General features: G+C 36.5%; 19 protein-coding genes. 11 read left to right on the plus strand and 8 right to left on the minus strand.

Annotated elements, in window-relative coordinates; all coding sequences use genetic code 11:
- Nucleotide 1: 1 nt before the first annotated feature.
- The 3 genes from pssA to ACICP9_RS00650 all read right to left on the minus strand — a co-directional run bounded on the left by pssA (nt 2) and on the right by ACICP9_RS00650 (nt 4006).
- Nucleotides 2-835 carry a CDP-diacylglycerol--serine O-phosphatidyltransferase gene (gene pssA, locus ACICP9_RS00640; RefSeq protein WP_395498011.1) on the minus strand — a complete coding sequence of 278 codons (834 nt, stop codon included), beginning with the start codon at nt 833-835 and terminating at the stop codon, nt 2-4.
- Nucleotides 828-3425, minus strand: a complete 2598-nt coding sequence (mutS, locus tag ACICP9_RS00645; protein ID WP_395498013.1) for a DNA mismatch repair protein MutS — start codon at nt 3423-3425, stop codon at nt 828-830. Before mutS ends, pssA begins: the two co-directional genes overlap by 8 nt.
- A gap of 212 nt (nt 3426-3637) precedes the next feature.
- On the minus strand, nt 3638-4006 hold the full coding sequence (locus ACICP9_RS00650; protein ID WP_171910802.1) for a dihydroneopterin aldolase: 369 nt from the start codon (nt 4004-4006) through the stop codon (nt 3638-3640).
- A 93-nt stretch (nt 4007-4099) separates the two neighbouring features.
- On the opposite strand from ACICP9_RS00650, the gene ACICP9_RS00655 reads away from it, so the two are divergent.
- Nucleotides 4100-4564, plus strand: coding sequence for a PH domain-containing protein (locus tag ACICP9_RS00655; protein ID WP_395498015.1), 465 nt, complete (start codon nt 4100-4102; stop codon nt 4562-4564).
- A 1-nt stretch (nt 4565) separates the two neighbouring features.
- Here the strand turns inward: ACICP9_RS00655 and gloB are convergent, their stop codons facing one another.
- The 3 genes from gloB to asd form a co-directional block, all read right to left on the minus strand.
- Nucleotides 4566-5339 (minus strand): hydroxyacylglutathione hydrolase, encoded by a 774-nt coding sequence (gene gloB / locus ACICP9_RS00660; RefSeq protein ID WP_395498017.1) that lies wholly within the window; start codon nt 5337-5339, stop codon nt 4566-4568.
- Nucleotides 5340-5427: 88 nt separating this feature from the next.
- On the minus strand, nt 5428-5913 hold the full coding sequence (locus ACICP9_RS00665; protein ID WP_071662014.1) for an acyl-CoA thioesterase: 486 nt from the start codon (nt 5911-5913) through the stop codon (nt 5428-5430).
- Nucleotides 5914-5979: 66 nt separating this feature from the next.
- Nucleotides 5980-6816, minus strand: a complete 837-nt coding sequence (asd, locus tag ACICP9_RS00670; protein ID WP_395498019.1) for an archaetidylserine decarboxylase — start codon at nt 6814-6816, stop codon at nt 5980-5982.
- Nucleotides 6817-6907: 91 nt separating this feature from the next.
- Here asd and ACICP9_RS00675 point away from each other — a divergent pair, with 91 nt between their 5' ends.
- From ACICP9_RS00675 to rsmA, 9 genes are all read left to right on the plus strand, one after another.
- Nucleotides 6908-8488: an FAD-dependent monooxygenase gene (locus ACICP9_RS00675; protein WP_395498021.1), complete on the plus strand. Its 1581-nt coding sequence runs from the start codon at nt 6908-6910 to the stop codon at nt 8486-8488.
- A 137-nt stretch (nt 8489-8625) separates the two neighbouring features.
- Complete coding sequence (locus ACICP9_RS00680; protein ID WP_395498023.1) at nt 8626-10536, plus strand: glycoside hydrolase; 1911 nt, start codon at nt 8626-8628, stop codon at nt 10534-10536.
- Between the two features lie 79 nt (nt 10537-10615).
- Nucleotides 10616-12547 (plus strand): hypothetical protein, encoded by a 1932-nt coding sequence (locus tag ACICP9_RS00685; RefSeq protein WP_395498025.1) that lies wholly within the window; start codon nt 10616-10618, stop codon nt 12545-12547.
- Between the two features lie 220 nt (nt 12548-12767).
- A complete protein-coding gene (locus ACICP9_RS00690; RefSeq protein WP_395498027.1) occupies nt 12768-13961 on the plus strand; it encodes a multifunctional CCA addition/repair protein in 1194 nt (397 codons plus the stop codon).
- A 118-nt stretch (nt 13962-14079) separates the two neighbouring features.
- The gene (locus ACICP9_RS00695; RefSeq protein WP_395498955.1) at nt 14080-15123 is read left to right on the plus strand and encodes a Leu/Phe/Val dehydrogenase; all 1044 of its coding nucleotides are present in this window, start codon (nt 14080-14082) and stop codon (nt 15121-15123) included.
- A gap of 41 nt (nt 15124-15164) precedes the next feature.
- The gene (gene pdhA / locus ACICP9_RS00700; RefSeq protein WP_395498029.1) at nt 15165-16256 is read left to right on the plus strand and encodes a pyruvate dehydrogenase (acetyl-transferring) E1 component subunit alpha; all 1092 of its coding nucleotides are present in this window, start codon (nt 15165-15167) and stop codon (nt 16254-16256) included.
- A complete protein-coding gene (locus ACICP9_RS00705; RefSeq protein WP_395498031.1) occupies nt 16249-17232 on the plus strand; it encodes an alpha-ketoacid dehydrogenase subunit beta in 984 nt (327 codons plus the stop codon). The genes pdhA and ACICP9_RS00705 overlap by 8 nt, the downstream gene beginning before the upstream one ends.
- The gene (locus ACICP9_RS00710) at nt 17229-18389 is read left to right on the plus strand and encodes a dihydrolipoamide acetyltransferase family protein (protein WP_395498033.1); all 1161 of its coding nucleotides are present in this window, start codon (nt 17229-17231) and stop codon (nt 18387-18389) included. Before ACICP9_RS00705 ends, ACICP9_RS00710 begins: the two co-directional genes overlap by 4 nt.
- 8 nt (nt 18390-18397) lie before the next feature.
- On the plus strand, nt 18398-19201 hold the full coding sequence (gene rsmA / locus ACICP9_RS00715) for a 16S rRNA (adenine(1518)-N(6)/adenine(1519)-N(6))-dimethyltransferase RsmA (RefSeq protein WP_395498035.1): 804 nt from the start codon (nt 18398-18400) through the stop codon (nt 19199-19201).
- A 77-nt stretch (nt 19202-19278) separates the two neighbouring features.
- Here the strand turns inward: rsmA and ACICP9_RS00720 are convergent, their stop codons facing one another.
- Complete coding sequence (locus ACICP9_RS00720) at nt 19279-19488, minus strand: CsbD family protein (RefSeq protein ID WP_395498037.1); 210 nt, start codon at nt 19486-19488, stop codon at nt 19279-19281.
- Between the two features lie 212 nt (nt 19489-19700).
- A complete protein-coding gene (locus ACICP9_RS00725; protein WP_395498039.1) occupies nt 19701-20456 on the minus strand; it encodes an FKBP-type peptidyl-prolyl cis-trans isomerase in 756 nt (251 codons plus the stop codon).
- Between the two features lie 92 nt (nt 20457-20548).
- Between ACICP9_RS00725 and mnmG the strand changes: the two genes are divergently transcribed.
- A complete protein-coding gene (gene mnmG / locus ACICP9_RS00730) occupies nt 20549-22414 on the plus strand; it encodes a tRNA uridine-5-carboxymethylaminomethyl(34) synthesis enzyme MnmG (protein WP_395498041.1) in 1866 nt (621 codons plus the stop codon).
- The last annotated feature ends 3 nt before the right edge of the window (nt 22415-22417 follow it).

Raw genomic sequence — 22417 nt, forward strand, 5'->3', positions numbered from 1 at the left:
GTTATTTTCTTTTTAAGGATCGCGCTTTATACAGTGCATGTAAGGTCAAAATAGGTCCGGAAAGAGCATAGCAGAAAAAGATTAGAAATAATATTTTAGGTGGGTCGAGTGAAATACCCACAAAAGCTAATACTACCAATAAAATAGCCACAAAAGGCACACGTCCTTTCAGATCAATTTCTTTGAAAGAGTAATAACGCACATTACTAACCATTAGAATTGCAATGAGTATCGCTAATACGGCAGTTATCATACTAACGCCATCACCTAAAATTTCTGAATCAACACACAACCATACCATACTGGCTAAGACACCCGCTGCGGCAGGGATAGGGAGTCCTTGAAAATAACGTTTATCAGCTATCAGTACTTGTGTATTAAAACGCGCTAAACGTAATGCTCCTGCTGCTGCAAATATAAATGCGGCTAACCAACCTAATTTACCTAATCCTTCTAAAGACCAACTATAAATAACTAAAGCGGGAGCGACACCGAAAGAAACCATGTCTGATAAACTATCTAATTCGGCTCCAAAAGCACTTTGCGTGTTGGTTAGGCGTGCAACACGACCATCAAAAAAATCCATAATCATCGCAACAAAAATAGCAATCGCCGCATAATTAAAATAACCTTCCATGGCAATGACGATGGCATAAAAACCTGCGAATAAACCAGCGATGGTAAACAAATTTGGCAGTAAATAAATTCCACGGCGACGGTAAGCTAATCTTTCTCCGTCTTCATGATCACCATGGTGACTACCTTTTTCATCAGAATTAGCCAATTTTTCTTCAACAGGCTGGGCGAAAAGTTTTTTGTCATTTGGGTTATTCATTAGGAATTCCTTGCAAGGATTTTAATCTATAAATGATCTCAAGTGCTTTTTTGGGAGCTAATTGATCGGGATCTACTTGGTCGAGTAGATCCATAATATCAGGGTTAGCAGAGAGTTTCTGTAAGGCAAGTGGGTTTACTTTGTTGTGGTTGTTAGCTACGGAGTTTTTCTCAAGTGCGGTGAGTTTTTCTCTGGCGCGCTGAATAACGGGTTTAGGGACGCCTGCTAACTGTGCTACTTGTAATCCATAACTTTGATTCGCGGGTCCTTCCTTGATAGTATATAAAAATACGATGCTATCGTTATGTTCTCTTGCCTCAACATGACAGTTCTTTATGACGGAGCTTTCTTCAGCCAAGCCTGTCAACTCAAAATAATGAGTTGCAAATAAGGTATACGCTTTAACATACTTTGCTAAATACTCAGCACAAGAAAAAGCTAAAGCAAGTCCATCAAAAGTACTGGTGCCGCGTCCAATTTCATCCATAATAATTAAACTTTGCTTTGTTGCATTATGCAAAATAGAGGCCGTTTCTGTCATTTCTACCATAAAGGTTGAACGACCACTAGCAAGATCATCAGCTGCTCCGATTCGGGTGAAAATACGATCAATGGGGCCTATCGTAGCGCTTTTTGCTGGAACAAAACAACCTATCATTGCTAATAAACAAATTAAAGCAGTTTGGCGCATATAAGTTGATTTTCCACCCATGTTCGGACCAGTAATGATTAATAAGCGTTGTTCAGGATCTAAATGACAATTATTCGCGACAAAAGGGGTATCTAAGGAGTGTTCAATAACTAAATGTCGACCTCCTTCAATATGGATACCTGGATTTTTACTTAATCGAGGACAGGTTAAATGGAGTGTTGTTGCACGTTCTGCAAAGCATATTAGCACGTCTAACTCGGCTATGGCATTGACGGTTTTTTGTAAATCTGCTAGATAAAAAGCTAATTGATCGAGTAATTCATCATAAAGTTTTTTTTCCAAACTTAACGCTTTAGAACGAGCGCTTAAAGCTTTATCCTCAAATTCTTTTAACTCAGGTGTAATAAAGCGCTCGGCATTTGTCAGAGTTTGCCGACGAATATAATGTGGTGGGACGTGTTTGGATTGCCCTCGACTTATTTCGATGTGATAACCATGTATCCGATTAAAGCCAACCTTCAACGTACTAATGCCTGAAAGCGTTCGTTCACGTTTTTCTAAATCAATCAGATATTGCCCAGTATGTTCACTTAGGTTTTTTAATTCATCAAGTTCAGCATGATAACCTTTTGCGATCATCCCTCCTTCACGAGTAACAGCAGGAGGATGTTCAACAATTGCTTGCTGTAATAAACAAAATAATTCTGGAAAGGCTTTTATCTGTCGACTTAATGAAATAAGTAATTCTGATTTTTCATCAGGCGCTTGAGTCTTTAAACAAGGGCCAAGTTTATTATGAATATCTGGCAAAATCGCAAGACCCCATCGTAATTGACTTAAATCTCGTGGTCGCGCCGATTTTAATCCAACTCGTGTAATAATACGTTCGAGATCACCTAGTTGTTTTAACAACGAGTGTAAACTTATACAGGATTGTGTCGCTAATAAATTTATAATAGCGGTTTGCCGTGATTCTATGATAAATACCTTACGTAAAGGCCGATGCAACCATTGATTTAGTAAACGACTTCCCATGGGCGTGGCTGTTTTATCTAAAATAGACATTAGAGTATTGCTTTTTTCGCCTTGTAAATTAAGCGTTAACTCTAAATTACGTCGGGTAGTGGCATCTAATACGATACTTTCTTCTCGCCTCTCTATGCGAATCGGCTGAATATGGTGTAATTGGGTACGCTGCGTGTCTTTAACATAATTTAATAAACAACCGGTTGCTTGTATGGCTAAGGGTAAATCCTGACAACCAAAACCACTGAGATCGCGTGTTTGAAATTGTTGGGTTAATAAATGAGTGGCAGTGTTGAAATCAAATTCCCAGGGCGGGCGGCGTCGAATTGTTTTATAAGAGGTTAATACATCTTCATCTTTATATTCTTCGCTAATTAATAGTTCAGCGGGATTAAGTCGTGCTAATTCACTGGTAAGTGCTTCTTTACCATTAATTTGTAAAATATAAATTTGGCCACTCCCCATGTCAAAATAAGAAAGTCCAAATTGTTCTTCGTGGTTATATAGTGCAAGTAATAGGCTTTGATTTTTTTCTAATAATGCTTCATCACTGAGTGTGCCTGGCGTAATAATACGTGTTACTTGTCTTTCCATTGGACCTTTGGAGTGATTCGGATCACCTATTTGTTCGCAAATAGCAATTGACTCGCCAAGTTTAACCAGTTTTGCTAAATAGTTTTCAACGCTATGAAAGGGTACACCGGCCATAGGAATAGCTTGGCTGGCGGATTGACCTCTCTTGGTTAAGGTAATGTTTAATAATTTTGCAGCTTTGATGGCATCTTCATAAAATAATTCATAAAAATCCCCCATGCGATAAAACAATAATTTATCACTGTGTTGAGCTTTTAGTTGCAGATATTGACGAATCATGGGTGTATGCTGGGATAAATCGGTGCTATTCTTCTTCATAAGACAAGACCTCGTTCAAAATCTTTGCTTCTTATTGGTTGTTTCATTAATTTTAACTTTCAGATTTTTAATTATTCGAGAAGTAAACGCTTTACAAAGCTAGAAATTAAATATCTTGAGAAAAATTCCTTTTTGGTAACTTATTAAGATAGTGTAACTAAAATATAAATTTAATTATACTCTACTCTCCGCACTTGAGTTTTTGTCTATTGCTAATCGCTGATTGAAAAGCTAGCTTGCTCTAGTTTAGATAATTGAGGGTTTTTGGTAATACATAAGAAAACATTAATTTTTTTGTCATTTATTTTTTCAGATAGTTCTATTTTAAGAAATTGGTAGAGTTGATAAGTTAAGGCTTCAATAAGTTTAAAAGAACGATCATCACAAAACTGTTGCAAATTATCTGCTAGATTGGCGTAACAAATCGTATTCATTAAATTATCATTAGTACAGGCGTCAAGTAAACGATCAAAACCAAGCTTTATTTGCAGGGAAACTTTTTGAGGTAATTGTCGTTCTTCGACTGAATTGCCTAATTTAACCAGTAAGTTAAGTTTTTCTAGTATCAATTGAGAGTTCATACGCGAAAAGCATAGCAAACTAGTGTGAGTTTGGCTACTATAACCGATTCTGCTCAAAAGCGGTGAGTTAAATAAAATAATAAGAGGTCCTTAATGAATTATATCAATAAAACGCTCTTGCCGGATGAAAAAGTTATCTATTGTAGTCACCCACACTGGATCATTATTTTTAGATCACTAATGGGTTTGACTTTAATTGCTGGATTTTTGATGATCGGAGGTTGGCTTACTCTATTGCTCATCAGTCTTTTTTCTTTATTAGGTTTAGCTACTTGCCTGTCTGGATTGATTGTTTACTACTCTTCTGAATTTGGTATAACAGATAAACGGGTCATCATGAAGTCTGGATTGATTACTCGCTATGCTTATGAAAATTCATTGGATCGCATTGAAGGGATAGAAATTAGCCAAAGTATTATGGGCCGTATTTTTGATTATGGATCAATTCGTATTCGCGGGGTAAGTGGGACCAATGAATTATTTTCTGCTGTTTGCCATCCATTTAGATTTCGATATAAAGTATTAGATGAAATTGAACGGCAAAAAAAAACTAAATAGCTTATTTGAAATTATTTTTCCATTGACGAAGATAAGTGAATATTTCAACGGGTGTGGCAAGTTTTTTACCGGTTCTTTTTTCTATACGCCTCTTTATTTCGGGATTATCACAACGTAAAAAAGGATTACTTAAACGTTCTTCAGATAAGAGACTGGGTACACTGGGCAGATTTTTTTGACGTAATTCTCTAGTTTTTTCTAAGCGTTCTTTGATATGGATATTATGGGGCTCTACTGCTTGAGCGAAATGTAGGTTAGCCAGCGTATACTCATGACCGCAATAAATTTGCACTTCATCGGGAAGTTGAGCCAGTTTATTCAAAGAATTCAACATTTGTTCGGGAGTCCCTTCAAATAATCGACCACATCCTGCTGTAAATAAGGTATCTCCACAGAATAAAAGAGAGTTTCCAAGGTAAGCAATATGCCCTAAGGTATGGCCAGGAATAGCGAGGACTTCAAAAATTGGCCAATTGACTAATTCAACTTTATCGCCCTCATCGACAGGGTTATTTACACCGGCTATTTTTTCTTTTGCTGGTCCAAATACAGGGACATGATGGTGTTTTAGAATAGAACGAATACCATTCGTATGATCCCAATGATGATGAGTGATTAATATGGCATCGAGTTTAAGGTTTAACTGTTTTAATTGCGTTAGGACGGGTTTTGCTTCACCTGGATCGACAATGATGCAATGTTTTGTTTTCTCATTGATAAGACACCAAATATAATTATCTTTAAAACCTAAAATAGGTAATATTTGTATCGTCATAATCTCTCCACAAAATTCTTTTATTTTTTTAATCGACATCCTTGAAACAGTTCGAGAGGATTTCAATTATTGATTTAGCATTTATGTATCAGTTTGTTTTTCTTGATGCTTGATGTCGGCGCTCACGTCGCTTACCCGCTTCTTCATAACGCCGTATTTCATCGTTTGTTTCAGGAATAACTTTAGGGACGGGTGCAGGATGACCATGCTCATTAGTACCTACAAAAGTAAAATAGGCAGATACTATATGACGTCGTGTTCCGGTACGATAATCTTCAGCAAGAACCCGTACTCCGATTTCCATTGAACTGGTCCAACTACGGTTAATAGCCGCTTGAAATATTAGAATATCTCCTCGAGTTGCTGGCTGCAAAAAATGCATAGCATCGACAGAAACAGTCACACAAGGCCTTTGACTGTGTCTCTCGGCAACAACAGAAGCCACTCTATCGAGAGTGGACATCACTAAACCACCGAACACGGTTTCTGTCGAGTTCAAATCATTAGGAAATATTTTATAAGTATGGTCATGTACAGCCGAGGCTGAAACGGTTTTTTCTTGTGGTATAGACATTAGCCACCTAAGTTTTCTTTTATCATCAAAAAACTATTATAACTTAATATTATTTACAAACACACCTCATGTTGTTTGACCAATACATTCTCCAAATTTCATTTTTTTTCCAGATAATTCAGTCAACCACTTCATACGATTGGGGGCGAATAAAATAATAACCGTAGAACCTAATTGAAATTGCCCTATCTCTTGTCCTTTAAGTAAGGAAATTTTGTTATCTAGATAATGCCAATGATAAATATGTCGTTTCAAAGCAGGTACAATAACTCCTTCCCACGTGATGCTGATGCTGCCAACGAGCATCGCTCCGACTAAAATGACTGCCATGGGACCTATAGATGTAGAAAATAGCGTAATAACTCGTTCATTTCGAACAAATAAATTGGGTAGTTCTTTTGTGGTTTGATCATCTACTGAAAATAAACGTCCTGGAACATAAATCATTTCTTTCAATTCGCCGCTATAAGGAATATGGACACGATGATAATCTTGAGGGGCTAGATAAAAGGTGGCAAATTCTCCTCCTTGAAATTGTGTGGCTATTTTGGCTGAGCCTCCTAATAAGGCTTGTAAGTTATAGTTTACTTTTTTGGCTTGGATAAGCTGATTTTTCTTGATATGGCCAATTTGACTAATAGTTCCATCTACAGGCGACACAATATCTCTAGTATCACTAGAAATTGGGCGCATTTCGGTTTTTAAAGAGCGTGTAAAAAAATGATTAAAATTAATATAACGATTAGGATTTTCTTCCCGCGCTAAAGTCATATCAACCTGATAATGGCGTATGAACCCATGGATTAATCTATTTTTGATCCATGGCTGTTTGCAGTTGGCTATCCATCCAGCAAAACGCGAGAGACTATGTTGGGGTAGTAACGATTGATAACGAGTGTGCAAATAATTCTCCTTAAGAATTTTATCAAGCGAAATATTTGACCATTATAGCGCGGTCATTTTAATTCGTGAAAGTCTGAACTATAGTTTTTTTATGGACACCGAAGTATTGATTATTGGGGCTGGGCCCACGGGACTGATAATGGCCTGTCAGTTACTGCGTTATGGTGTTAAATTTAGAATTTTGGATAAACAAAAGGATCAAGTACATGAATCGCGAGCTTTCGCTATTCAAGCAAAATCGATGGAAATATTTCAGAATTTAGGTTTTGCTGAAGAATTTCTGAAACTTGCACGTTCTAACGTGGATTTTGCTTTTTTTATTAATGGTAAAAAACAAATAGAAATCAATTTTCAGCAATTTCAGCATCAAGATACGCCTTTTTCCTCGGTTTATTTTCTTCCGCAAACAGAAACGGAATGTATCTTTATTGAGTTTTTAGAAAAACAAGGTATTTATATAGAGCGTCAAAAAGAATTAATGACTTTTACCCAAGGTACTAAGGGTGTGCAGGCAACTATTAAAAGCAATAGCACAGGAAGCACAGAAAAAATTGCTTGTGCCTATATTATAGGTTGCGATGGAGCTCACAGTAGTGTACGTCATATGCTTAATTTTTCGTTTGAGGGAAATGCCTATCCTCAGCTCTTTAATTTAGTTGATGCGCGTATTGAATGGCCTTATTCGCGAAACAAATTCCTTTTTTTTCTGGGGAAAGAGGGTGTATTTGTGCACATTCCACTTACAAAGAAAATAAGTCGGGTCATGTTAGCAAAACGTTCGGCTCATTTAGAAGAAAAACTAGATATACCGAACTTAAATGATTTAGAAAATTTAGCGAGTTTGCTGACTCAAGTTTCTGTGAAACTAGTTAATCCAATTTGGATCTCTCAATTTCGCTTACATCATCGTGGCGTAAGCCAATATTATCAAAATCGGGCTTTTCTAGCCGGCGATGCGGCACATATTCATAGTCCAGTAGGCGGCCAAGGTATGAATACCGGCATACAAGATGCCACTAATCTAGCTTGGAAGCTAGCGTTAGTATTGAAGAAAGCTACTGACGTTAAATTATTAGCTACCTATGAGGCAGAACGACATCCGGTTGGAAAAACTTTATTGAAAACGACGGATCAGTTTTTCTCCTTACTTACAGCAAAAGGTTTTTTTATTTCCAGGCTACGAAACTGGCTATTATCTTTTGTTATTTCATTTCTTTTTTCAAAGAAAAATTTAGAAAAGTGTTTATTCTGGTTTATATCACAATTGAATATTCATTACGCCCAAAATGAATTTAATTATGAGATCAGAGAAAAATCTCATCATGCTTTTAAAAGAGGTCCATCGCCAGGATATCGAGCACCGAACGCGCCTGCTAATGCATCAAATTTATTTATATTGCTAACGTATAAACCCTTTAATATACTTTATTTTCAGACTAAAAAGAACCAAACTCAGTTAATAGGAAAATTAAATGCCCTTATAAAAAATTATAAAGACTGGGTGCAAGTTCACACTTTTGTTTTATCTCCAGAAAATAAATTACTTTTTAAACGATATGGCGTAATTTCTTCTGCCATTTATGTCATTCGACCTGATGGCTATGTAGGATTTCGAATGAATGCAGATAAAGATTTATGGTTGGAGGAATATCTTAAGAATTTTTTTAAATAAAAAATCAAATAGTGATTTTTATTTTTAATGAGAATAACCTGAGTCTAATTAGAAACTTTACAAGTTGTAAATAGTTTGACTATTTGCTTGGTGGGATCTCTAGTTAGCTAATTTTAAATTGCTTGGAATTTTAAACGATGTGTAAAAAATTTGGGTTTTTTTTTCTGGCCATACTATTGACTAGCTCTTTAGTATCTGCTAAAGAAAACGTTATCTTAAAAACTAGAGCGGGCGAATTTACGATTGATCCAGCAAGGTTGGCTATTTTAGTTGATCCCAGTGGGGATTCAGCAGCGATTAGTTTGACACAAGAAGGCCCTTTATTTGATGAAGTAAAAGATCTAAAAGTGGATAATAAAACGGCACAATGGTATTACCCTCATCTTAAGATGCAAGTTAAAGTAGCAGCAGATGAACAAGGCCTAAAATTTTCTTTTAAAACAAGCAAAGAACAAACTTTCCAATGGCCTATATCGGGATTAACACCACTAGCTAAAGCTTTAGTTCTTCCAGATGGAGAAGGGTTATATATTCCTAATCACGATCTTTTTTGGCTTAAAGAATTTAAAAAATATCCTAGCTTATCTTTAAGTATCCCATTCTGGTCAATAGAATACGCGGATGACAATTACGTAAGTTATATTTGGGACGATCATGATGTTGATACTGATGTGCAGGTACATGAAAAGCAAACCCAACTTTATGTGATGAACGAACATCACTTTCTAAAGCGATCCCATTTTTCAGAATATACCCTATTAATCCATTTGACAGGAGATTCGCCGATAAGTCCAGCACTGGATTATCGTAATTTACTGATCAATGAAAATAAGTTTGTGTCTCTCAAGCAAAAGATACTCGAAAATGCCAATGTAAATAAATTATTAGGAGCTTTTCACATTTGGGTATGGGGTGATGGTAAAAGCTTAGTAATGTTAGATCAACTGGAAAAATTAGGTATTAAGCATGCTTTAATAAATTATGATGCGAATCCAATTCCGAATGGTTTTAACATTGAAAAAGAGTATATTCATAATGCTAAAAGCATGGGTTATTTAATAGGCCCTTATGATAGTTTTGATAATGCCCAAAATCCAAAAACTTCCGATAGTATAACCTCAACTTGGCCTAATCATTTATGGCCAGAAGCTTGTATTCGAAATCCCAATGGATCGATTTTAACTGGATTTGCAAGTCGTGGCTGTTATTTAAGCTCAGAGGCACTTCGCTTAAGAGAATCTAAAGAGAAAAATATCGCAAATCAAATCGAAAAAATGTTAAATAAAGGAGACAATACAATTTTCTTAGATTGTGATGCAGCCTATCCACTTTATGATGATTATTCAAAACATCATCCTATGATACGCGAACAAGATTTAAGTAATCGCTTGGAACGGATGCGATTTGTTGGTAGTGATCAGAAGATAGTGTTAGGTTCAGAAACGGGATTGTCTTGGGCTAATCCAACTATCGCTTATAATAATGGTGCGTTTTTGGCGTTTCCAGAAACTTTTTGGCCTGCTTTGCAAGATAAGAAGCATTTTGGAGTTTGGCAGCCTGGTTATGCTCCAAAAATTCTATTCCAAGCATATAATGCACCCGATGAATTTATTCGTGGATCCTATAATCCGCGTTATAGATTGCCGCTGTATGAAGCAGTATTCCATGATTCAGTGATTACCACTGATCGTTGGGAATTGAACGAATTAAAGATTCCAGCGATTAGAAAAATTAAAGCGTTATTACAAAATCTTTATAATGTTCCTCCGATTTGGGTGTTAGATCAAAAAACATTACAAAAAAATAAAAAATATTTTCTAGATTACTATAATTTTTTCTTCCCTCTTCATCAAATGGCTGGAATAGAAGCACTCACAAAGTTTGATTGGCTAACGGATGATCATTTAATTCAACAAACGCAATTTGGGAATCGACTTATCCTAACTGCAAATTTTTCCGATAGAGCCTATGAAAATATAGGGCCGCGTTGTATACAAGCGGAATGGAAAGAAGATGGTAGTACGTCTTTATTTTGTCCAAAAAATTAATGTTTTTATACTAGATATTTTTAGTCATCTAATTTAATCTAAGTCACTTTAGTTTACCAAAATAATAAAAAAATACGGGATGACTTGTCGTAAAAAATTTATTTCAGTTTGGAATGAAATAAAGAAATTTCTTAGTTTTATGGATAAAAGGACTGCAGTGGGTCAATTAAATGATACCACTGCTTTTCCTTGGGTTTTAAATTTTTCCAAGAATTTTTCTGCGAATTATAGAAAATGTAAAAGTAATCGTTGGGATTATTTAATTTCTATTCATGCCTTTAAGAATTCTAATGAATTGATGAAACGAGTTGAAGAAGATCCAATCTATGAAAGATCCTATTTAATAAAAAAATATAATGAACGTCTATTATTTTACTCAAAGGATAAAATCAATCCTTGGATCATTGACGATAGAAATGATATTTGTCTCGTGCTCAATAGAAAAAATTATTTGGAATTTGAGACGAAATTTCAATTTTTAAAAGAAAAAGATTCTGTCAGATTTTATTCATTGATTTCAATTTGGGAGAAAATTAATAAATTCATAATTAAAAACAAAGCGATGCAATTTTTTTATTTACTTTGGTCTGGCTTTATTAGCCATGCTAATTTATTAAATTGGATTAGTTTTTTACTCTTATTATTTTCCTTGTCGCTTTATAGCTATCCGGTTATTTTTTTAATGTTAGGCATATCTTTAGTCAGCTATCTGATCGTACAGCTTGTTTTTTTGGTTAAAAAAAATTCAATAATCCTTCCGAAAATCAACCCAGAAGAATCTGAACAAATTCTAGAATCTTTAAAAATAGAAATATTTAATGAGGAAAAAAATAAGCATGAATTTAAATTGATTCATGAGATAGTTTTTGATTTTTCAAAAAAAGTAAAATTACATGAGATTTTAAATTCAATTTCAGCTATTCAAAAAAATTTTGACCCAATTTATTATACACGTTTAGGTATAAAACAATCCAAACTTTATCAATATTTAACAGAAGTGTATCCGAAAACACAGTTTATTGCTTCTCTAATGGTGAATTTGATCAGTGTGATACTTTATACGTATTTGTTACTTTGGGCTATTCAAAGTTGTTTGATAGTTTTAGGGGCTGTTTGTTTGGCAGGCATAATTTCCTCTCCTGTGGCAGTGGGTAGCTTGATTTTAATTGCAGCGGGGGTTTTTTTAATTCATCATTTTTGCGAATTTCTTGCCAGAGAAGTTTTTTATCAACGGACTATCTTAAATCGAATGGATGAAAAATGTGAATATCACTATAAGGATGAACAAGGTAAACAACAAGTTATACAATTAGAAAAATGGAAAAAATTTGAATATTTACAAGATAATATTTGTTATTTGCAGCTAGAATTTAAAACTTTTTTTAAAAAAAATAACTTAAATAATTTACATGATAAATTTTATAGCGTGTTTAATAGTTTGATACTAAAAAAAAATGTCTATTGTTCTAGCGAGCAAGATAAAGTATTAGGGAAAGCAAGTTCTGCTTTCAAAATAGTAAAAAAATTATTGAATCGTTTTTTTGCTTTTTCTGGAGGTGGTTTTTATGGGTATAATCTAAGCCAGCAAATCGTATGGAAAAGTAAGTTAGGACTTCATATTCTTTCTAAGACGCTTACATTGCCAATAGTACTGATCATCATTCCACTAATTGTTATCAATGGGATTGCTAATCTAATCACCTATCATTTTCATAGTAGACAACTAAATCGTTTTGAAATGGCAAAGAATTTAGATATAAAACTAGAAAGTTTAGAACAAACTAATAAAAAACTTTTATTTTTAGCAGCTCTTTTAAGCTTAGAGCTTAAACATGCATCCGATCCAGTGGTTAACTTGATTGCGGATTTAGAATCCGATTTATTACTAGTCAATAAAAATGTTTCTTGTAAAAAAAAACCTGATCATTTTTCTTTTTTTAAAAAGAACTCTCAAAAAATAGATACCGTCGTCGATGATAAATATTTACAAAATTTGAAATTTGAAATATAAAAGACTTATTTTAAGAATTATTTTTTTATGCTTGTCTTATTTTAAACTAAAGAATATATTTGTTTAGCTTAAATATCGAAGCAATATTCTCAATAAAAAACAGAGGAAAAAATAAGGATACGAACATCCATACCTTTCTAGTTTGGCAAATAGGCTGCTTTAGTCTATTTTATTATTTTGTTTCTAGCTAGGTTATGCAATAACTTTGAAGGAAGGCGCTTTGGAAATTTATTTGGTTGGTGGAGCAGTGCGTGATCAATTATTGGGTTATCCGATAAAGGAACGTGATTATGTAGTCGTAGGCGCAAGTCCTGAAGAAATGTTAAAGCAAGGTTTTCGCTTGATTGGGAAAGATTTTCCGGTATTTCTTCATCCTAAAACTCATGATGAATATGCATTAGCACGCACAGAGCGAAAAATTGGTCCTGGTTATAAAGGCTTCTCCTGTTATGCAGCGCCGGATGTTACACTCGAGGATGATTTGCTACGTAGGGATTTGACCATTAATGCGATGGCACAAAATAGCAGTGGCCATATTATTGATCCTTTTCAAGGACAAAAAGATATCGATAATAAGAGGTTGCGCCATGTTTCTCCCGCCTTTAATGAAGATCCCGTACGTATTTTACGCGTTGCACGTTTTATGGCGCGATTTTCTCCATTAGGCTTTCGAGTAGCTAAAGAAACTATGGAGTTAATGAAGGCCATGGTATCTGTTGGTGAAGTGAAAGCGCTGGTGCCAGAACGAGTTTGGCAAGAATTTTCTATTGCGCTCACTGAACCTGCACCACAAGCTTTCATTAGAACTTTATATGAGTGTGGTGCGTTAGCAGTATTATTTCCTGAGCTGCAAGCATTATATATAAAATATGAACGTATAGCCGACCCGAGGTCGCAAGGTCAACCTAGTTATTTATCCGTTTTAGAAAAAGCAGTGGCCTTGACTGATGATCCTCAGGTACGTTTTGCAGCAATACTTTGTGATTTAGGTAAGGGTGTAGCAGAAGAAACTCAAATGGGAATTCATACGATACAAACATTATGCCAGCGTTATCGCATACCCCATGCTTATGCTTCTCTGGCAACAACAGCCGCTGCATACCACTTGCTTTGTCATCGCGCATTAGATCTAGATGCACAATCGTTATATGTTTTACTGGAGAAAACGGATGCATTTAGACAATCTTCTCGTTTAGATCAATTTTTATTAGTTTGCGAAGCAGACTTTCAAGCTTATTCTGGATTAGGTCACATAATTTATTTACAAAAAGATAGAGTATGGGCGGCGTTCGTTACTGCTAAAAAAGTATCTGCCAATAAGATAAAAAAATCGGGTATAACCGGCGCAGCATTGGGGAAAAAATTGGTTGAACATCGTATTAAGGCTATATCAGATTTTTTACAAAAAATATAAACTATTTTCTGCTAAAAAAAAACTAGCATTAGTGCTCTTCTTTTTTTCCAATTGAAATCATTGCATGCATGAGCAGAGTCTCTTAGAATGTGGGCTCATTTATGATCCTCTTTTATTTATGTTAAGTGATGAACTACTCAGCTATGCAAAAAAACTCGGCTTTGGCGAACTTTTTTTTAAAATAGATCAGGTTAATCAACTTTGTGCCATTGTAGCGATACATAGCACACGCTTAGGTCCTGCCTTAGGGGGATGCCGTTTTATTGAATACACATCCATAAACCTCGCTATCCATGATGCCTTACGTTTAGCACAGGGGATGAGTTACAAAGCAGCATTAGCCAATTTACCTTTAGGTGGTGGCAAAACGGTGTTAATGCGACCTAAAGAACTGTCAGATCGAAGCGCCTACTTTCGCGCAATGGGTCGTTTTGTGAATGAATTTAAAGGACGTTATATTATAGCGATGGATAGTGGTGTGGTGATTGAGGATATGGATAGTATTGCGCTCGAAACTCCCTATGTCGTCACCACTTCTAAGCATAAAGGCAATCCTGCACCTTATACTGCTTTAAGTGTATTATATGGCATTGAGGCGGCGGTTAAATTTAAACTTCATCTTGATTATTTAGAAGGTGTGCATGTTGCTATCCAAGGGTTGGGACATGTGGGGATTGCTTTAGCCAATGCATTGCGAAAAAAGGGTGCTCGCTTAACTGTTTGTGATAATAATGCCGAGTTAATGCAACGTTACGCAAAAGATTTAAAGGCTACCATTGTGGAGCCAGATGAGATTTATGCCATTGAATGTGATGTTTTTTCTCCTTGTGCTTTAGGAGCTGTGTTGAATGATGAATCAATTTCTCAACTCAATACGGCGATTGTGGCAGGCGCCGCTAATAATCAACTAGCCGAACCCCGACATGCGAATTTATTGCATAAAAAAAATATTTTATATGCTCCGGATTATGTTATTAATTCGGGAGGCTTGATTTATGCTTATGCGGAATATCAAAATCGCTTGAATCGAGCACATGTGGTGCAACACATATCGACAATTTATAGTACACTCTTAGAAATATTTAGGTGTGCACATGAGGAAAATAAATCCCCCAGTAGGGTTGCTGATAGCTTGGCTGAATCACGATTAAATAGTATTTAAAAAATATTTCGATCAGGTAGCACTTTTAAAAAGAGGTTAATATGAGCGAGGTTGCGAGATTCTCTATTGAGTATACTCGTTTTTTGGATCCTAAAGGCGAAGCTCAACAAGATTTGCCAGCATTTACGCATAATCTTCATGAATTGTTAAAATTGTATCAGCAAATGATGTTCACGCGTCTTTTTGATTACAAAGCGGTAGCCTTACAAAGAACAGGTATGCTCAATACGTATGCTTCGACACTTGGACAAGAGGCCATTTCTGTTGGGATAGGTGCGAGCATGCAAAAAGAGGATGTCTTGTGTCCTTTTTACCGAGATTATGCTGCCCAATTGATGCGCGGTGTGAAAATGAGTGAGATTCTTAGTTATTGGAAAGGAAATGAATGGGGAAATCATTTTAGTGAATGTCCTTTAGATTTCCCTATTTGTGTACCGATAGCGACTCAGCTTTTACATGCCGCAGGTGTTGCAACGGCGTTTAAACTTCGCAAACAAACAAGAGTTGCCGTATCAACCTGCGGAGATGGGGCTACCTCTGAAGGTGATTTTTATGAAGCCTTAAATATTGCTGGCGTTTGGCAATTACCCATAGTATTTGTCATTGATAATAATCAATGGGCAATTTCTGTGCCGCGTAAACATCAATCTCATGCACGAACTTTAGCGCAAAAGGCCATTGCGGCAGGAATTCATGGTGAACAGGTTGATGGAAATGATGTGATTGCCATGAAATTTGTAATGGATAAGGCGCTTAGCAAAGCACGTGATGGGCATGGTCCGAGTCTCATAGAAGCGTTAAGCTATCGATTATGTGATCATACTACTGCTGATGATGCGAGCCGCTATCGTCGTGAGGAAGAATTACAGCAAGCATGGCAAGAAGAACCCTTAAGACGTTTAAAAAATTATTTAATTAATCAGAAAAGTTGGTCGGATGAAGAAGAGGAAAATTTTAAAAAAGAATGTGAAAAAAAGATCGAAATCGCTGTAACTGAGTATCTTTCCTTAGCTAAACCGGCAGTCACTGATATATTTGATTATCATTATGCAGAATTACCACATGATTTAATTGAACAACGTATCGAAGCTGAGGCATTGTTTATGTTAAGCAAGGATCGCGTCGATGGTTGAAATAACATTGATAGAAGCGATTACACAGGCATTAGCCTATGAAATGTCTGTTGATGAAGAAGTTGTTTTACTGGGTGAAGATATTGGTATTAATGGGGGTGTATTTCGCGCAACAACTCAATTATTCAAAAAATTTGGTGCCAATCGTGTTTTGGATACTCCTTTAGCTGAGTCTATGATAGCGGGTCTTGCGATTGGCATGGCAACACAAGGCTTAAAACCGATTGCTGAATTCCAATTTATGGGATTTAGTTATCCAGCGTTCGATCAAATTATCAATCATGCGGCGCGCTTTCGTAATCGTACTCGTGGACGTTTACATTGCCCTTTAGTGTTTCGTATGCCCTATGGTGCAGGGATCCACGCACCTGAGCATCATTCTGAAAGTACCGAAGCGCTTTTTTCACACATTCCAGGTTTACGTGTGGTGATTCCTTCATCACCAGCACGCGCTTATGGTTTATTACTGGCCTCGATCCGTAATCCTGATCCAGTTATTTTTTTAGAACCCACCCGTCTTTATCGTTTAAACAAACAAAAAGTAATCGACACCGGTGAAGCCTTGCCGTTAGATCAAAGTTTTATTTTAAGAGAAGGGAACGATATCACGTTGATTAGTTGGGGGGCGATGTTGCATGAAACTTTATTAGTTGCGGATAAGTTATTGCAAGAAAAAGGAAGGCATGCTGAAGTCATTGACGTTGCTACGATTAAACCTTTAGATATTAATACGCTTTTAACTTCTGTAGAAAAAACTGGACGGTGCGTCGTTATCCATGAAGCCGCCCGTTATTGTGGTGTAGGGGCAGAAATTGTCGCACAATTGAGTGAAAAAGCATTTCTTTTTTTACAGGCACCACTACAGCGTGTTACCGGTTACGATGTAACGGTTCCTTATGCGCAATTAGAAAAACAATATTTACCCAGTGTCACCAGAATTTACAATGTAGTTGAGCAAACATTGGAGTTTACATGACGACATTTAACTTGCCTGACCTAGGTGAAGGCTTGCCGGATGCTGAGATCCGAGAATGGTACGTCCAGCTAAATGACGTTATTACAGTGGATCAGCCTATGGTGGCGATGGAAACCGCAAAAGCATTGGTGGATATTCCTGCGCCTTTTAGTGGGAAAGTAACTAAAATTTACGGTAAAAAGGGTGATATCATTAAAACGGGTCAGCCTTTAATTGATATCGAAGGGGAAAATCCAATAAAGAAAACCACTGACCAAGCCACAGTCGTGGGTAATTTGCAATTAGGTGACACTATTATTGAAGAATCCCCGCTAGGAGTCCAACCTAAGCAACAATCCATGCCGCATCAGAATGGGATTAAAGCAACGCCGGCGATTCGTGCATTAGCAAAAAAGTTTCAAATTAACTTAAATGATTGTAGAGGAACAGGCCCTGATGGACAAATTCTCATCGCTGATATTGAAAAAATGATGCAGAAAAAATCCAGTAAAGAGTCTGCATCACCATCAAATTTTTTATCTACAGCAGGTTATGAACCTTTACGCGGCGTTCGCCGTGCAATGGCAATCGCAATGCAACAATCACAACTATCTATCGTGCCAGTAACTCTGGTTGACGATGCGGATATTCATGCTTGGCCAGAAAAAACAGATATTACTTTACGCCTCATTCGTGCCGTTATGGCGGCTTGTCAGCGCGAACCAAAACTTAATGCTTGGTTTAATGAGTCACAATTGGCGTTATGTCAACATAGTCAGATTGATTTAGGTATAGCGATGGATGCACCCGAAGGTTTATTTGTTCCGGTGTTAAAAAATATTGCCCAAGAAAGTGTAGTCAATTTAAGGAAAGCTATCGATAAATTTAAAATAGAAGTAAAAAATCGTAGTGTTTCACCAGAAGATTTAGTAGGAGCGACTTTTGTCTTATCTAATGTAGGGGTTTTTGCGGGTCGTTATGCTACACCTATCATTATTCCGCCTATGGTTGCGATTTTAGCTATTGGGCGAATTCATGAGAAAGTTGTTTCCGAACAAGGGAAAATCAGTGTACATAAACAATTGCCTTTATCTTTAACCGTGGATCATCGTGTTATCACCGGCGGTGAAGCGGCACGATTTTTATCGGCTTTAATGATTGATTTACAAGCAGCGTGATGTAAATAATGCCATCTTTATCCGCACGTAAACGCTTCGGCCAACATTTCCTGCATGAAAGTTTTATTATTGATAAAATCGTGCAAGCGATTTCACCTAAAAAAAACGATCATATGATTGAGATTGGGCCAGGTTTGGGTGCGCTAACTGAACGATTATTACCTCATCTTAAAAATTTAGCCGTGATAGAGCTAGATAGAGACCTCATTCCTTTATTAGAAGAAAAGTGTGCAGTGCTCGGAAAGTTAACTGTTTATCAAGGGGATGTTTTAAAAATTGATTTTCATACCTTGAGTAAGACTAAGCAGATTTGGCGTTTAGTGGGGAATCTTCCTTACAATATTTCGACACCTTTATTGTTTCATTGTCTTGAGCAAGCCAACATTATTCAAGATATGCATTTTATGTTACAGAAGGAAGTAGTCGATAGGATAAGCGCACATCCAGGGCAAACCAGTTATGGTCGTTTAAGCGTGATGATTCAATATTATTGCCAAGTAGAAAAATTATTTAATGTGAAGCCAGGAGCTTTTCAACCACCCCCAAAAGTAGATTCGGCAGTGATTCGACTTATCCCTTATAAAGTATTACCTCATAAAGCCAATGCGCCCTTACTATTTGCTGAAATAGTCAAAAATGCATTTAATCATCGACGAAAAATGCTACGTAATAATTTAGCGCACTGGTTAAAAGAGCAAGAATTTTCACAGCTGAAAATTAATTCGACATCGAGAGCAGAACAACTGACTATTAGTGATTATGTTAAATTAGCTAATTTTGTGGCTGAAAGAAATGAGTTAAAAAAAATTTAGCTAACCACAATCCCACTTCAATAAATTGATGTGGGATGATGATTAGATTAAGAATTTACTGGTTTTAAATGAAAAGTTTAATGATGGTCTTTGTGTTTGTTAAAAAATTCATGAAGTTCTTTCTCCGCTTGTTCCTTGCCAATACCATACCGCTCTTGAATTTTTCCGACTAATTTTTCTTTATCACCATGTAATTGTTCCCAATCATCATCGGTTAATTTAGCCCACTTTTCACGAATCTTACCTTTCATTTGATTCCATTTTCCCTTTAGCTCTTCTGGATTCATATCTTCCTCCTTAAACTGAGATGAAAATTATTGCACTTGAGTTTTTTTTCTGTGTGTATATTAAAAAACTATTTCTGTTAATTTTTATCTCATCCAGTATAGCTTAAGTTCAAAGACATTCAAGTTGGCGAATGTCGATCCATTTTATTCTAAATCCATCATAACGATATTTGTACACTGCCGCTTCATCAATAGGATGGATTTAATTCAATTTATGCGTTTTTCTTTACTTCAATAAGATGAATAGTAAATACGAGTGTTTGATTAGGCCCAATCGCTTTATCAACACCATGTTCTCCATAAGCAAGTTGTGGTGGAATAACGACTTGGTAGGTTGCCCCTGGTTTCATGATCTTTAAAATTTCTATCCAACCAGGAATCACATTATTTAGAGGAAAAGTTACCGGTTCTTTTGATTTTTCAAAAACGGTACCATTAATATAGCTTCCGGTGTATTCAACTTTAACCATAGAAGTATCAGTTGGGCTTTCACCGTTGCCAGGTTGTAATATTTTATATTGAATTCCACTTTTGGTAGTGATAACACCGGGTTTTGTTTTGTTAACCGCTAAAAAGGAATCACCTTGTTCTTTATTTTTGAGACTAATGCCTTTAAATTCAGCTTGTTTTTTGTTAATCAATTCTTGTTGAAAGTTTTTCAAAATATCCGCCATTTGTGCTTGGGTTAATAAAAGTTTTCCGTGAGCGCTATCGGCCAATCCTTTTTCTAATGCAACTGGATCGACATCAATGCCTTGCTCTTTAAAATTTTCAGCCAAATCAGCGCCAATACTATAGCTTATTTGACCTTTGATCGTCTTTAGTAAAGGAGAGTTAGTGACTATTTTGGGGAAAGTAACGGTGGGTTTAAGTTGATTAACCGTAACTGGAGGGGTACTCTGTGCAGCCAGTACGTTTGAGCTGATGAGTAAACTAGCCAGGGCAGTCAATACAGGTAATCTTGTCATTGGATTTCCTCTTGAGAGACGGTATTAAAAACCGATAGTTTGCCCTAACTTTCGTTAGAAAACTATAGTTAATTAACAAAAATTTAAAAATTATGCCATTTTTAACAGAATATGATGTCATTATAGTCGGTGGAGGTCATGCCGGCACCGAAGCGGCTTTAGCAGCCGCGCGTGTAGGCGCATCGACTTTATTATTGACACATAACATTGAAACCTTAGGGCAACTCTCTTGTAATCCATCGATAGGGGGGATTGGAAAAAGCCATTTAGTGAAAGAGATTGATGCTTTAGGTGGCATTATGGCTTATGCGGCTGATCGGGCAGGAATACAATGGCGTACACTGAATGCTAGTAAAGGTCCTGCAGTACGCGCAACAAGAGCACAGATGGATCGGTGTTTATATAAACAAGCGATTCGTAACGCTTTGGAGAATCAAGCTAATTTATTTATTTTTCAACAGAGTGTTGATGATGTAATCCTTCAGTCTAATCGCATCGTCGGTGTGATGACGCAAATGGGATTGCGTTTTTATGCAAAGACTGTCGTGCTGACAGCCGGTACATTTTTAGCTGGAAAAATTCACATCGGTTTGCAGCAAGCTCAAGGAGGGCGTGCCGGTGACCCAGCCTCTAATTCTTTAGCTGAAAAACTGCGTCAATTACCTTTTCGGATTAAGCGATTAAAAACTGGAACGCCTCCGCGTTTAGATGGCCGTACGATTAATTGTGAAATTTTATTAGAGCAGCCGAGCGATAATCCTTTGCCGGTATTTTCGTATTTAGGAAAAGTAGTACAACATCCTGCGCAAATAAGTTGTTTTATTACTTATACCAATGAAAAAACTCATGCAATAATTCGTTCAGGTTTAGATCGTTCCCCTATTTATAGTGGCGTAATAGACGGTGTAGGCCCACGTTATTGCCCCTCTATAGAAGATAAAGTAGTGCGCTTTGCGGACAAATTATCCCATCAGATTTTTCTTGAACCTGAAGGTCTTAATACGCATGAAGTGTATCCAAATGGTATTTCGACCAGTTTGCCCTTTGATATACAGTGTGACTTAATACATAGTATTAAGGGCTTAGAACAGGCACATATTACACGTCCAGGTTATGCCATCGAATATGACTTTTTTGATCCACGTGATCTTTTTCCATCTTTAGAGTCGAGATTACTGGAAAATTTATTTTTTGCGGGGCAGATCAATGGAACAACCGGGTATGAGGAAGCGGCTGCACAGGGACTTATTGCGGGTTTAAATGCCGCTTTAAAAGCGCAAGAAAAATCAACGTGGTGTCCTCGTCGCGATGAGGCTTATATTGGTGTATTAATTGATGATTTGATTACACAAGGAACACTTGAACCGTATCGGATGTTTACGAGTCGAGCTGAATATCGTTTACTGTTGCGCGAGGATAATGCCGACTTGCGTTTAAGTGAGTCAGCCTATAAATTAGGACTAATCAATGAAACTCGTTGGAAATACATCAATGAAAAGCGCGCTACCTTAGAACAAGAACAACAACGATTAAAACAATTTTCGATTAAGCCCAATACGACTTTAAGTGCAGCAATAGAAGCACTTACAGGACAAGTTTTAACACGTGATTATCGAGTTTCTGAATTATTAACTCGGCCAGAATTAAATTATGCCGATTTAATGAAGGTTGAAGGTTTGGGTCCAGGAATTGCTGATCTAGCTATTTCAGAACAAATTGAGATTCAAGCGAAATACCAAGGTTATATTGATCGGCAATTAGTGGAAATTCAACGACAAGCACGTTATGAAAATATTACTTTACCCCTTACTTTGGATTATAACCGAGTTAAAGGTCTCTCTAATGAAGTGAGAGAAAAATTAATTCAGCACAAACCATTAAATTTGGGACAAGCGTCACGTATTCCGGGTATTACTCCTGCGGCAATTTCCTTGTTGTTGGTCTACATAAAAAAGTAAAAT

This window comes from Rickettsiella endosymbiont of Litargus connexus (assembly GCF_964277335.1).
In the GTDB taxonomy this organism is placed as follows: Bacteria; Pseudomonadota; Gammaproteobacteria; order Diplorickettsiales; family Diplorickettsiaceae; genus Aquirickettsiella; species Aquirickettsiella isopodorum.